Source organism: Chryseobacterium sp. GQ58 (assembly GCF_059758895.1).
The window spans coordinates 256,387-271,443 of sequence record NZ_JCAXEH010000002.1; the positions used below are offsets into that span (position 1 = coordinate 256,387).

8 protein-coding genes are annotated in these 15,057 nt (G+C 34.5%); 7 read left to right on the top strand and 1 reads right to left on the bottom strand.

All coding sequences use genetic code 11. From position 1 onward, the window contains the following. The first annotated feature begins 89 nt into the window (after positions 1 to 89). The 4 genes from AC6CHK_RS05410 to AC6CHK_RS05425 all read left to right on the top strand — a co-directional run bounded on the left by AC6CHK_RS05410 (position 90) and on the right by AC6CHK_RS05425 (position 8,423). The gene (locus AC6CHK_RS05410; RefSeq protein ID WP_498094281.1) at positions 90 to 638 is read left to right on the top strand and encodes a YciE/YciF ferroxidase family protein; all 549 of its coding nucleotides are present in this window, start codon (positions 90 to 92) and stop codon (positions 636 to 638) included. Positions 639 to 1,034: 396 nt separating this feature from the next. Beyond that, on the top strand, positions 1,035 to 1,469 hold the full coding sequence (locus AC6CHK_RS05415) for a T9SS type A sorting domain-containing protein (protein WP_498094283.1): 435 nt from the start codon (positions 1,035 to 1,037) through the stop codon (positions 1,467 to 1,469). A gap of 29 nt (positions 1,470 to 1,498) precedes the next feature. Further along, positions 1,499 to 8,032 carry an RHS repeat-associated core domain-containing protein gene (locus AC6CHK_RS05420; protein WP_498094285.1) on the top strand — a complete coding sequence of 2,178 codons (6,534 nt, stop codon included), beginning with the start codon at positions 1,499 to 1,501 and terminating at the stop codon, positions 8,030 to 8,032. A 1-nt stretch (position 8,033) separates the two neighbouring features. Beyond that, positions 8,034 to 8,423 (top strand): hypothetical protein, encoded by a 390-nt coding sequence (locus AC6CHK_RS05425; RefSeq protein WP_498094287.1) that lies wholly within the window; start codon positions 8,034 to 8,036, stop codon positions 8,421 to 8,423. A 93-nt stretch (positions 8,424 to 8,516) separates the two neighbouring features. On the opposite strand, the gene AC6CHK_RS05430 is transcribed toward AC6CHK_RS05425, so the two are convergent. Further along, positions 8,517 to 8,843, bottom strand: a complete 327-nt coding sequence (locus tag AC6CHK_RS05430) for a hypothetical protein (protein WP_498094289.1) — start codon at positions 8,841 to 8,843, stop codon at positions 8,517 to 8,519. Between the two features lie 639 nt (positions 8,844 to 9,482). Here AC6CHK_RS05430 and AC6CHK_RS05435 point away from each other — a divergent pair. The 3 genes from AC6CHK_RS05435 to AC6CHK_RS05445 all read left to right on the top strand — a co-directional run bounded on the left by AC6CHK_RS05435 (position 9,483) and on the right by AC6CHK_RS05445 (position 15,039). After that, positions 9,483 to 10,862: a rhamnogalacturonidase gene (locus AC6CHK_RS05435; RefSeq protein ID WP_498094291.1), complete on the top strand. Its 1,380-nt coding sequence runs from the start codon at positions 9,483 to 9,485 to the stop codon at positions 10,860 to 10,862. Positions 10,863 to 10,930: 68 nt separating this feature from the next. After that, positions 10,931 to 13,714 carry a glycoside hydrolase family 2 protein gene (locus AC6CHK_RS05440; protein ID WP_498094293.1) on the top strand — a complete coding sequence of 928 codons (2,784 nt, stop codon included), beginning with the start codon at positions 10,931 to 10,933 and terminating at the stop codon, positions 13,712 to 13,714. Beyond that, positions 13,714 to 15,039 (top strand): rhamnogalacturonan acetylesterase, encoded by a 1,326-nt coding sequence (locus AC6CHK_RS05445; RefSeq protein ID WP_498094295.1) that lies wholly within the window; start codon positions 13,714 to 13,716, stop codon positions 15,037 to 15,039. Before AC6CHK_RS05440 ends, AC6CHK_RS05445 begins: the two co-directional genes overlap by 1 nt. Positions 15,040 to 15,057: the final 18 nt, after the last annotated feature.

Below are 15,057 nucleotides of genomic sequence, written 5' to 3' on the forward strand. Positions count from 1 at the left end.
TATAATGGTAAAATTTACCTAATTTCTCTATTCTTAAGGTCTGATATTTGTATTTATTGTGGCATTAAAAACCATTTAAATCTATTAATATGAAAAAGACAAACAGCCAGACAACAGGAAAGGTTGCAGCAAAATCTTCCGCTGCAGAAGGACTTAAAGAATTGTTTATTGATGAACTTAAGGACATTATTTACGCAGAAAGAGCATTGGTAAAAGCGTTGCCGAAAATGGCTAAAAATGCAACCGAGCCAAAACTTATTGCTGCCATTGAACAGCATGTTGCAGTGACAGAAAATCAGGTGCAGAGACTGGAGCAGATTTTTGATATACTCGGAGAATCCAACCGTGGAAAGAAATGCGATGCCATGGAAGGTTTGATTAAAGAAGGTGAAAGTATTATGGAGGAAACAGAAGCTGGTACGGTGCGCGATGCCGGAATCATTTCCGCTTCGCAAAAAATTGAACATTACGAGATAGCATCTTACGGAACTTTAGCTGCTTTTGCCAAAACATTAGGTGAAAATGAAATAGCCTCGCTTCTTGAAGCTACACTTGCAGAAGAGAAAGAGGCTGATGCACTGTTGACAGATTCTGCATACAATTCCATCAACTTTGAAGCTGCGAATTCTGATCAGTAATAACTTAATAATTAGCAGTAAAATATTATTCAAAGTTATTCCCATTGCTGCCGCTCTTGTATTCAAATGTATGATTTGAAAACATTATTTCTAAATTTAGAGGTGTTCAAGGAATTACAGCATTTCTGTACCATCTAAAAAGTTTAACATACAACACACCCAATTGATGCGGCTGACGACATGGGTTTATCAAAACGAGAGAAAACAGAGAATAGATATTCTCTGTTTTTTATTTAAAATAAATTTTACTAAAAACGGTATTTTATTCGTTTATCAAATGATTTTTCGCAATAAAAGAATCAATTATTTGTATTTAAAATAAACATAATTCATATTTTAATGATTTAATGTTGTGTGATTTATTAATTTCACTATTTTTGGAAAAAAATTACGACCATGAAAAACATTTTACTTGTTCTCCCTGTAGTTTTTTTTCAAAATGTAGCGGCTCAGACGCTTACATTTGAATATGATACAGGAGGAAATCAAAAAGTGAGACAGTATTGTGCTATCTGCACTTCTATTGGCAAAACTGCAACCCAAGAAAATTTAATCACGCAGGAAAAATTTACGGGAGAAACCTATCAGGTAAAAGTCTACCCCAATCCAACAAAAGATAAGGTAAACCTTGTCTGGAAACCTGAGTTGGGAGACTTGATAGAAAGGATAGAGTATGTTGCGTATAATTTCACGCAATTCAGACCGATTCCTTTTAACAAAAGAGAAGGGAAGGTAACATTGGATCTGTCTGATCAGCCATTGGGTATGTATGTGATAATTTTCCATCTGAATAATGGAGAAAAACTTACTTATAAAGTTCTAAAACATTAATTAACCATAAACTAAACAAATTATTCGTAATGAGAAATAAACTCTCACTATTTGTCATGCTGCTAATCAGCTTGGTAAATATTTTGTACGCGCAAGGTGTAGGACAGACAGCCGGAAGTTTTTCGGTTTCTCCTGCGGGTGGAGCGAATTATACAGTTCCTATTAAAACATTACCGGGTATTAAAGAAATGATACCCGAAATTGCACTGTCTTACTCACATCAAGGTGGAAACGGTATTGCAGGATGGGGCTGGAATATTACAGGTGTTTCATCAATTACCAGAATCCCATCTACAAAGTTCCACGATGGAATGATGGATGGAATTGATTATGATTCCTTTGACAGATTTGCACTAGACGGACAAAGACTGGTCTTGAAATCTGGTAATTACGGAGAGGACGGAGCAGAGTATCAGACCGAAAATTATTCAAATATAAAAATCACATCACACGGACAGTTAGTAGGAGGACCATTGTATTTTTTGGTATACTATCCCGATGGTAAGGTCGCCAGATATGGCTATTCAGATAATAACCAGGCAGGAAATACATTTGAATGGAAAATCAATCAGATTGAAGATGCAAACTACAATAGGATTAAGTTTTTTTATGAAAGCTATAACAGCAATATTTATATAAAATCGATTCAATATGGTAATAACTCTTCACTGAACCCTTCAAGTGTTATTAATACCATTAATTTTTATTATAAAGATGTAACACGTAATGAAGTGAATTTTATTTATAGCTCACCAAGAAGAGTTATAATTAATAAAAAACTGGATAGAGTAGAGGTTTTAGGCGGAAATCAGCTTTACAGAAAATATCAACTTACATACAATACAACCTCTTTGAATTATGACAGATTGGTACAGGTTCAGGAGTTTAACGGGACCAATGAGACTCTTAAACCAATTACTTTTGAATACGATACTACCCAAAATGGCGTGATCAATGATCCGAATGCTGTCATAAGCAACGTTTCACCGGCTTTTGATACTGGAAACTGGCAATATGTGTCAGGATATTTCGATAAAGATGGAGCATTGGATTTTATGACTTATCCAAACTCTAAGGATAAACTGTACCGTTTTAATTCAAGCCAGCTTATTACTTCAACGTCAAATGTTGCAGGAAATCTAAATAATGTTGAAAAGTTTTCCGAAGTTTTTTCAACAAAAATTGTACTTCCGAATAATAAATTTAATAACCTGGATGCTGTTTCAACATTAGTGGAAAGCACTGGTATAATTACGGATTCAGAAATTATTAAAGTAAACAATTATACGACAAATACGAGCGCAAATGCTTTGGACCTTGCATTTAGTAATTCTTTTAGCTTTCCCACTATTCAAAACCAAAAATGTATTTTGGGAGGGGGAGAAGATATTTACTATTCAAAAATGTCTAAAAAGTATTTTTCGGGGGATTTTGACGGTGACGGCATTTCAGATATACTCACCATTACACTTCCTTATTACACCTATTATCCAACAACTTGTAATAATGGCCCGGGTGGTCCTTTGGATCCCAGCACAGATCCAAGTGTAGAACCGGGACCGGGTCAAACTATTCCTTCAGGATGTTGCAACGAAAGTTATTATTCAGATTTTGCGCAGGCTTTTCTTTTAAAATTTGATCCGAATAATAGCATTGTTCAGCAGCCACAATCGTTGGGTTGGAACAGTATAATCAAGTCTTCTTCTAAAATCTATGTCGGAGACTTTGAAGGTGATGGTATGTCTGATTTATATGTGGTAAATCCAGGAATTGTTTATGTCTTTGGAATGAATAATGGGAACTTTGAACAAAAAACTTCTGTTTCCAGCAATTTAATCAAGACAGATTTTCCTCACTATACATCTGATATGAATGGTGATGGAAAAACAGATTTGGTGATACCGATTGCGGACGATAATAGCAACTGGTTCTTTATCATAGCAAACGGACAGACTCTTGCTACCACAGTAAAAGATATTGGTGTAAAATATCGTAAATCCTGGATTGCCAATCAATGTTATCCTTCTGCAACAGGTGGATGGATATGCGGCTACATGCAGGAAAGCATTTACTTTAATTTTGCTGATATCAACGGCGATGGAAAAGGTGATGTGTTTTCTCACAGAATTTTAGCGCCACACAATTATCCACAAGGTGGGCAGTGGAATTATCCGTACGAGACCTATGGATCAAACTATACCATCAGAGATCAGGGTATTGTTTGGTATAATATGAATAATGATATTAATGGTAATCCGGAGTTTTCCGCAGCAGTCGATACATGGCAAAATAACTATACTTACGGAGGTAGTACAGTAAATGGATCACCAATGTTTTTATCCAATCAGAATGCTGTAAATCAGAATTTGGATTATGCTTTTTTCGGAGCAGATAAAATTAAATATATCAGTTTCAAAAAAGATAACAGAACTGATGTATTATTAAAAAGAGTTAAAGAAAATGAAATCTTAACCAGCATTACTTATAGCCCGATAATCGAGAATGGTAACGGAACCTATACAGATGACACCAGTGAAGTTTATCCTTATGTAAATATTAATGTTTCTCCTTCCACACTTGTTGTAAGTAAAATAACGAAAAGTTTTGGCAGTGAAACGAAAATTCAGGATTTCAGATATAAAGGTGCTGTCATGCATTTGGATGGTTTTGGCTTTTTAGGATTTAAGGGGAACGCAACGTCTTCTGTTTATTCAGGAAACACAAATGCTGCTGATATTATGTGGACGATGACCAAGCAAGATATGCTAAAGCGTGGTGCAAATATCGAATCTTATCTTTTAAAAGGTTTTGTAGATTATAACTCACCTACAAATTTTGTTACAAAAAGCATCAAATCATATAATACTTCACTACTGCCAAACAAAGTTTTTGTAAATCTGATTTCCCAGTCTGACCAAATTGATAATCTTACAGGAATTACAAGATCTACATTTTACGAAGAATATGACGGCTTTAATAATCTTAAAAAAGCAAAAGATGTAGCTACAGGAGGTGAAAAAATAACAACTTTTGACTTTGCCAATAACCCAACAGGTATTGCAAACCAATATTATATTGGAAGGCCGCTTAAGAAAACAGTTGTGAAAACTCTGGGGTCAGAAACATACTCGACAGAACAAGAATATGTATATACAGGGATTTATCTTACTCAATTAAAGAAAAAAGGAAATGGAACAGATTATTTGATTGAAGACTATTTATATGATGACTACGGAAATATTTCGCAAAAAACACTTTCCGTTACAGGAATGTCTCCAAGAGTGGAAGAAATGCAATATGATATCTCCGGAAGATTTATAGTTCAGACTACCAATATTTTAGGTTTTAAAGACAAAATGAGCTATGATTTTAATTTTGGAGTTTTATTATCTAAAACAAATTATCTGAATCAGACTTTCTCGTATACATATGACGGTTGGCAGAAAAAAACAAAAGAAACCGACTTTTATAATAAAGAGACTTTGTATAACTATGAATGGATTACAAATAGTGAATTTTTAAACGGACTGAAATTTACAGTTACAGATCCTGCAGGTGCTGTCAAAGAAACTTATACAGATGTCTGGGGAAGAAAACGTCTGGAAAGAGAATTGAGCATTAATAGCAAATGGATAGACAGACGTACCGAATATGATATACTAGACAGGCCATATAAGAAAAGTGATCCTTACTTCTCTACAAATACTGCAACCCGATGGACGATATCTGAATTTGACGAATATGGAAGAGGCAAAAAAGTTACATTCCCGACAGGAAAAGTTGTAACATCTACATACAATGGGTTGTCGTCAACGGTTGTAGACGGACAAAAAACACAAACCATTACCAATGATGCATGGGGAAATAGAGTGAAAATGGTTGATAATGGAGGTGAGATCAATTATACTTATTTTGCTAATGGTAATTTGAAATCAGCTAATTATGGCGGGCATATTGTAAGCATCGAACAAAATGGATGGGGTGCGAAAACTAAAATGTCGGACCCTTCTGTTGGTGGTGATTATACTTATACCTATGATAATTTCGGGCAAATTCTTACAGAAGAAAACCCTAAAGGCAAGACAACATATACCTACGATGTATACGGAAGATTAGCAAGAAAAAGAGTTTTAGGGGATAATACAGATATACGAGTAACTTATACTTATGATAGCAATGGATTATTAAAATCAGAAGCCGGAACATCAAATAGTATAAGCAATTCATTCACATATGAATATGATAACTATTACCGAAACAATAAGAAAACAGAGAGTATAGCGGGAATTACGGTAGATAAAATTTATACTTTTGATGATTTTGGAAGGGTAAACACAGAGCTTACAGAAACCCATTCTGGTTTGAATGTAAGCAGCTTTAAAATAGAAAATGTTTATGCAGCTTCAGGAGATTTAGAGAAAATAAAAGACTTTACGACTGGTACTGTAATTTGGACATTGAATGATATTAATGAAAAAGGACAAGTACTGAGTTCTACATTAGGAAACGGTGTGCAGGTGAATAATGCGTATGATAGTAATTATTATTTAACAAGTATCAACCATACTAATGCAAATAATGTTGCTGTGTTGAGCAATACATATAATTTCAATGCCATTTTAGGAACTCTTAATTCAAGGTCTAATAATGCAATTCAACCGGGAGGCTGGAATGAAACATTTGAATATGATAACCTGTTGCGTCTTACTTCCTGGACGGATCCCAGCGGGACACAAACTCATACCTATGATAATTATGGAAGAATAGATGAAAACAGTAATGTTGGAGATTATAAATACGATTCCGGAAACAGATACAGAAAAAATGTAGTTAATCTAAATGCTGCGGGAGATGCATATTATAGTGTTAATCAGCTACAGCAAATAGAATATAATGCAAATAGGCTTCCTGTAAGTGTTTCTCAGGATGGTGAGGCTCATGTGTTGTTTAATTATAATATTCGCCAAAAGAAGGCTACCTCTAATTATAATTATATACCGAGCTTCCTGATGTATGAGAAAAATAAAATTTATTCGGATGATAAGTCTGTTGAAGTTTTACATCTGAACCAGATGGGAAGACCAAGCGCGAGTTTTGTTAATACTAAAATCTATACCTATATCGGAGGTGACGCATATACTGCTCAAGCTGTTTATATTCAGGATTTTACAGTTGGAGGTTTTAGTACAGCAGCACTTCATTACATTCACAGGGATTATCAGGGAAGTATATTGGCATTTACAGATCAGATAGGAAATGTTGAAGAAAAAAGACATTTCGATGCTTGGGGAAATGTTGTGAAAATTGTAAACGGAAACGGACAAGCAATGCATGTTCAAAGTACACTTTTAGAAAGAGGATATACCGGGCATGAGCACTTCTTTGCTGTTGGTCTTATTCATATGAACGGAAGAATGTACGACCCGAAATTGCATACATTCTTATCAGTAGATAATTTTGTTTCAGATCCTTACAGCACTCAAAGCTATAACAGATATGGTTATGTATTAAATAATCCATTACTTTATACAGATCCTTCCGGTGAAGAACCAATTACATTAGCTGCCATAGGATTGGGAATGCTTTATGGAGCATTGATTGGCTCAGCAATTGCTGTGGTTACATACTCTATTCCAGCACTTCTGAACGGAAGCTGGAATTTGAGAGCAGCGTCGAAATCAGCATTATACGGAGCAGTAACCGGCGCGATAAGCGGTGGTATTGGAGCAGCAACAGCCAGTGCTGCAGCCAGCTCATTCTGGCAGAGTTCAACGATGAATATGCTTACAAGCGTAGCATCACAGGTTGGAACAGGTTTGGCAATGGGAGACAAAATTGGCTGGGCAACGATAGTGTCGGGATTAGTAAGTGGATATCTTGGTGGAAAGATGGAAAACTTTAGTGCATTTGAAAATGGAGGATACCTTTCGAATGTTGCAGGTGAGCTTATATACAATTCTGGAACAGGAGCTTTGCTTGGAAGTGTATCAGGAACTGTAGCTGCCGCAATAAGTGGAGGAAATGTAGGAGATGGTATGAAGAAAGGAATGATTAATGGAGCGATCGGAAGTGCATCGCAGACGATAGCAAATATTGCCCTCTTAGGAGCTGTTTATGTGCCTAAAAAGGAAAATTTAGGATGCGTTGAAGAGTTGTCTACAAAATTCAGTACCCCAACAAAACGATTGATGTGGAGGCATGGAGGTATTATTCCTAATTTATTCTCATCAATCACTATCGGTGAAAATATAGGAATGAATAGAAATGAAATAAATAATCCGAATGTATATGGTCACGAATTTGCACATTATGTTCAGCAATATCGCGGTCAAAGTTATTACAGAGGAAACAGCCATGCACCAAGACCTCAGGGCTGGGCTACATTCCAGATGCACGGTATTATAGAACAGTGGATTTTGCGTACATTTATGGGTATTGAACCTTACGTAGAATTTAAAAGTGGTAATAGTATGCAGTATAATGAGTATGATGCAGAATCTAAACTCCAACAAGTTGGAGGATGCTCGATAACAGATAGTAGCGGAAATTGTATTAAATTATAATATGAAAAAGGGATTAAAAATTAGTTTTTTTCTGTTTGCCTGTTTAATAATGACGGCCTGCCCCGGTAGTAATTATATTAAATATAAATTAGTTGGAGGCAAACAAACCTCTTTTCACGATTATGATACTATTGTTATAAATAATTCAGATACTGTTCTTTTAAAAGTTGGAATTGTTGAAACTAAAATAAGAGAGAAAAAAAAGGCAGTCTTAGTGAGATTTGAAAACTTAAAAGGCTTTGATTTTGATGTTGTGTCAAGTAAATATGGTAAACTGTCTAGAGATAGTACAGATAAAAATATTTATAAAAAAGAAATCAAATCTATAAGTAACAAAGACACGGTCAAGGTTTCTTACAATTCCAAAACATATTATTTTACCAGAGAATAAATATAAAATAGTAAAATAAAGAACCGGCGAAAGCTGGTTCTTTTGTTTTTAAAGTTCATCAAGAAATTATTAATTAGCTCTTCAATATTCTAATTAATATTGATATACTTTATGGTTGATAAGGTTGACATTGCTGTAAGTGGGAATTCCGCTTTTACGATATACCACATCACTGATGCCTAAGCCCATGAAGTAATGGGTGATGCCGATTTCAATAACTTTTCCACCTTTTAGCGAGAATAAAATTTCGTCTCTGAAAAAAAAGTGTCTTCTGTTATAAAACAGCATTGTATGGTCGCTGGATCTTTCAGGTGTTCCCAATTCCTTCAGAAGATCTTCTTTACACTTATCTAAATAGTTATAAGTACGCAAAGAAATTTTGGAAAATAAAGTGTAAAAAACATTTTTTAATTTCATCATTTTAGTGTTTTTAAAATATTGGACGTTTTTCAGGTTATATATAATCTTAAAGATAGTTAAATTTATGAAATAATTCTTTAGAAAGCATGAAAATTTATGTAAACTTTCTGCATAACAAAGTTATGACATAAGTGACATAAAATAAAGGTGGTGTTTTATTAAATTCGTGAAATTGATAAATACATGCACAAATTGATATTGATAAATATTAGATTCTTTCTAAATATCTAAAGTATTTCCTTGAAAAAAAACAATACTTCTTTTAAACAGCAAATAAATTGATATAATTTATAGAATATTTAAACTGATTATTGTAAAATATTGCCAAAAAATTCCTTTTAATGATAAATCTTTTCCCGATAATGATAGATAAATCTAAGATTATTATCCTCAAATTAGCTTTATGATCAACAAATTCCTGAATAGTAAATATAGATTATAGAATTGTGTTTTGATTTGGATCGTCAGTCAGAATTCTGTCAACATGAAAGAGCAGGATACTGTACGCTCCCAAAATTTATATTTTTATAAAAATGAAATGAAAGAATAATTTTCTTTAAAGAAATGAAAGTTATTTTTGCTGATTTTTGTGTTATAATTAACTATTCATAAATCAGAGAATCCATCAATATACTAATTATGAAATTTCAAAATACATCCAAAATTGTTTTATCTCTATTAATCCTTCTTTTCTTTTCAACAGCAATGAAAAGTCAGGACAAATGGCCCGACGGAACCAAAATTCCAAAATGGTTTAAAGATAACAAACCGACAGATATCAACAAATTAGGCAAAAAATATATCCTTACAGCCAACGGAGTGAAGAACGACAGCACAATTCTTCAGACAAAAGAACTTCAGGCGGTCATTGATCTGGCTGCGAAAAATGGTGGCGGCGTTATAGTTGTTCCGAAAGGTACTTTTCTCATCAGTTCAGTTTTCTTCAAGCAGGGAACGCATTTGTATTTGGAAAATGGCGCAAAATTAAAGGGAAGTGATGATATCAATGATTTTCCGGTCGTAACCACGAGAATGGAAGGACAAACGGTAAAATATTTTCCGGCCTTAATTAATGCAGACGGATTAGACGGCTTCACGATTTCAGGAAAAGGAACATTAGATGGAAACGGACTTCGTTTCTGGAAATCATTCTGGAAAAGACGCCAATGGAATCCTAAATGTACCAATATGGATGAAATGAGACCAAGAATTATTTACGTTTCAAATTCTAAAAATGTGCAGGTTGAAGGAATCACCATTAAAAATTCCCCTTTCTGGAGCACACATTATTACAAAAGCGATTTTGTTAAACTATTAAATCTCACGATTTTAGCTCCGAAAGAACCTGTAAAAGGACCAAGTACAGACGCAGTTGACATTGATGCATGTACCAATTTCTTAATTAAAAATTGTTATATGTCAGTCAACGACGATGCGATTGCTTTGAAAGGCGGAAAAGGTCCGAAAGCAGATAAAGATCCTAATAATGGAGAAAACAGAAACATCCTTATCGAAGACAACAGTTTTGGATTTTGCCACAGCGTTTTGACTTGCGGAAGCGAATCTATTCATAATTATAACGTGATTTTGCGTAATTCTAAAGTGAAAGATGCCTCAAGATTATTACACCTGAAAATGCGTCCCGACACGCCACAACATTACGAATATCTTACGGTTGAAAATATCACAGGAAACGTAAAAACTTTCCTGTATGTAAAAGGCTGGAACCAGTTTTTTGATTTAAAAGGTGAAGAAAGACCGAAAAAAGGATTGGCCAACAATATCACAATAAAAAACATTGACTTAAGTTGCGAAACAGCGTTTTCTATTGAAAAATCAGATTTATTCGATTTGAAGGATTTCACATTTGAAAACTTTAAAATAAAGGCTTTAAAACCTGAAATGCAAAACCTGAATAACATTCAGAATTTAAAACAAAAAAATATTAATGTAACTCAGGTTGCTTCTCTCACGCAATCTTACGACAAAAAAGACGATTCTGATATTGCTGCAAAATGAGTTTTTTAACCAAAATAATTGTTCTTTTATGCTTTTGCTCACAGTTTCTGCATGCTCAATCTAAGGAAATGCAATTCCTGAGCGGGACAGATTCTGAGCATACAAAAGAATGGAATTTTTGGATAAACGGTGGAAGAAAATCAGGAAACTGGAACAAAATACAGGTTCCTTCACAATGGGAACAGCAGGGATTTGGCTCGTACAACTACGGACGAGATTACGTAACCTACGGTAAAAATTTTAAATTTAATGATGAAGTAGGTTTATATAAACACAAATTTTCAGTTCCTAATTCCTGGAAAGGAAAGTCGGTCAACATTGTTTTCGAAGGTTCGATGACCGATACCGAAGTCAAAATCAACGGTAAATTAGCCGGAGAAATTCACCAAGGTGCTTTTTATGAATTTAAATATGATATTTCTGACAAATTAAATTTCGGAAAAGAAAATATTCTGGAAGTCAAAGTTTCGAAAATGTCTGCTGATAAATCGGTCAACAATGCAGAACGATTGGCTGATTATTGGATTTTGGGAGGAATTTTCAGACCAGTTTATCTGGAAGCGAATTCGAAAGAACACATTACATCAACTTCGATTGATGCCAAAGCAGACGGAACTTTTCGTTCGAATATTTATTTAAAAGGAATCCAAGCAGTTAATAATTTAAAGGTCGAAATCTTTGATGCAAAAAACAGTCTTGTTGGTGAATCTCAGATTCAAATTCAAAAAGGAGATACTTTAAAACAGATTCAATTCTCCGTTAAAAATCCTAAACTTTGGACAGCTGAAACGCCTAATTTATACAAGGTAAAATTCAGTTTAAATAAAAACAGAAAAAACATCTTCCAAAGCGAAGAAAAATTCGGTTTCCGAACTATTGAAATCCGAAAAGGCGACGGAATTTACATCAACGGAACCAAAATCAAAATGAAAGGCATCAACCGTCACGTTTGGTGGCCTGAAACGGGAAGAACAGTCAACAAAAACATCGATTTGATGGACGTTCAGCTCATCAAGGAAATGAATATGAATGCCGTTCGTTGTGCACATTATCCACCGAATAAATCCTTTCTACAGATTTGCGATTCGTTGGGTTTATATGTTTTGGATGAACTCGCAGGCTGGCAAAAAAAATACAGCACCGAAGTTGGCAAAAAGCTAGTGAGAGAAATGGTGACCAGAGATGCTAATCATCCTTCCATCATTTTCTGGAGCAGCGGAAATGAAGGCGGGCATAATTTTGATTTGGATGCAGAATATGCAAAATACGACTTGTCAAACCGTCCCGTCATTCACGCGCATCACAAACCTGGAAATGCTTTCAATGGTATTGACTGCAATCATTATGAAGATTATTACAGTACAAAAAAAATCCTCAAAGGCGAAAATATTTATATGCCGACCGAGTTTCTGCACGCGCAGGATGACGGCGGTGGCGGAACTTCACTGGCCGATTATTGGGAACTTCATTGGAATTCCCAAAAAGGAGCAGGCGGTTTTCTTTGGGCGTTTGCAGATGAAGGTTTGGTAAGAACCGATTTCAATAATCAGATTGATGTGAATGCCATCAACGCTCCGGATGGAGTTGTCGGACCACATCGTGAAAAAGAAGGAAGTTTTTATGCGATTCGGGAAATTTACAGTCCTGTAAAAATTGATTTGAAAATATTGCCGAATGATTTTAATGGAATCATTCCCGTTGAAAATCGTTATCATTTTACCAATCTAAATGAATGTCAGTTTGAATGGAAATTGGTCAAATTTAAAACACCTTTTTCGTCAGAATCAGGATTAGATGTGATTCAAAAAGGAAAAGTAGAATCTCCGAATATCAAGCCAATTGAAAAAGGGCAAATCAGTTTAAATCTTCCAACCAACTGGAAAGAAAATGAAGGTTTATTATTAACCGCAACCGATTCTTTTGGTAAAGAAATTTACACTTGGACTTGGAAAATTAAGTCTAATGATGACATTTCAAAACAGTTTTCAAAATCTTTAATCAAAGGATTTCCGGTTTCAGTTATGGAAAATGATTCATTATTTGTTTTAAAATCAGAAGAAAAAGAATTCTCGTTTGGCAAAAAAGACGGATTACTAAAGTCAGTTATTTTAGATAAAAAAGGAAAAAAAATAACTTTCCGAAACGGACCTGTTTTCGTGAATGGAAAAACAGAATTATCATCCATAAAATCTTTTGCAGAAAGTGAAAGCCAAGTCATTCAGATTTCATACAAAGACGGAAAAAAAGTAGTGTGGAAACTGAATCAAAATGGAATTTTAGAACTAAATTATGAATATTCGCTTTCAGGAGATTATCCATTTGCAGGCGTAAGTTTTGATTATCCTGAAAATTATATCATCAGTGCAAAATGGTTAGGCAAAGGTCCGTATCACATTTGGAAAAACCGCTTGCAAGGACAAACTTATAATGTTTGGCAAAATCTACGAAACTCAACCAGAACGGGTTTTTCACCTTGGATTTATCCTGAATTTAAAGGTTATTTCGATGATGTTTCTTGGTTGCAATTGAATACAGCAGAAGGAAAAATCACTGTTGGAACAAAAGAAGAAAAAATGTTCGTCAGACTTTTTGATTTTTATGGAATTTACGGAACTGAAGGTTATCCGAAATTACCGACAGGAAATATCTCATTTTTAGATGCGATTCCGCCTTTGGGAACTGTTTTGGCGTTCAATATTAACAATGATACAGCAACTTTAGGACCCGAAAGTGAACCAAATCATCTGAATGGAACGTTTAAAAGAACATTGTATTTCTATTTCGGTTTGCCGGATTTAGGCGATGAAAATAAGCAGTTTATAATGCCAAAAGAAAATATTTTAACAGATTAATGATGAAGAATTGGATGAAATTTTTAACGCTTTTCTTAAGTTCTTTTTTGTTAGCGCAACAGACAACTTTTAAGTTTGATTTTGGTGGAAACAGAGTCGAAAAAGGTTTCATTCCGATTACATCAACTTCAAAATTTGATAAAAAAATCGGTTACGGATTTATGGATATTTCCGGTTTAAAATCTGTGGATAATGAAGGAAATGCTTTGACAGGTGATTTTATTAGGAGCGATAAACCTTTTTATTTTTCGGTTGTGATTCCTGAAGGGAATTATAATATTCAATTAAATTTAGGCGATTCAAAAGGAAATTCTGAAACAACCGTCCGAGTAGAAAACCGTCGACTGATGCTGAATGATGTCAAAACAAAAAAAGGCAAAATCACAGAAAAACAAATTACAGTTCACGTAAAAGATAGCATTATCCGAAATCAAAATGGAATTGAAATCGGGATTGTAAAGTTAAAACCGAGAGAAAGAAAATATTTACATTGGGACAACTTATTGACCATTGAATTCAACGACAAAGCTCCGAAAGTCTGTTCGGTAATCATCCAACCCAACAAAAATGCTAAAACCATATTTATAACGGGTGATTCTACAGTTGTCGACGCACAATATGAACCTTGGGCGTCTTGGGGGCAAATGTTGCCGTATTTTTTTGTTCCGAATGAAGTCGCTATTGCGAATTATGCCGAAAGCGGAGAAACTTTAAAAGCATTTGAAGACCGCCATCGAATCGATAAAATCTGGAATAAAATAAAACATGGAGATTACCTGTTCATCCAGTTTGGGCACAACGACCAGAAATACGGAAACAGTACGAAATCCGGTTATAGAAAAAGGGTAAAAGAATGGATTCTGAAAGCAAAACAACTGGGTGCAACTCCTGTTTTAGTTACTTCTATGAACCGAAGAGTTTTTGATGAAAATAATAAAATTGTCAATACTTTGGATGACTTTCCCGATGCAATGCGTGAAATTGCGAAAGAAGAAAATGTATATTTAATTGATTTGAATGCGTCGAGTAAAACCTTATTTGAAGCAATGGGACCGGAAGCTGCAAAGAAAGCATTTGTCTATTATCCTGCAAATTCTTATCCCAATCAGGCGACAGCTTTGGCAGATGATACGCATTTCAACACATATGGAGCGTACGAATTGGCGAAGTGTGTAGTAAAATCTATTGTTGATGAAAATTTACCTTTGAAGAAATATATTTCAAAAAATTATAAAAATTTTAACCCTAATAAACCTGATGATGTTGAAAAATTCCATTGGCCGGAAAGTATCTTTATGGAAACTTTAAAACCCGATGGAAACTAAAAAAAATCTCTGAGTAAT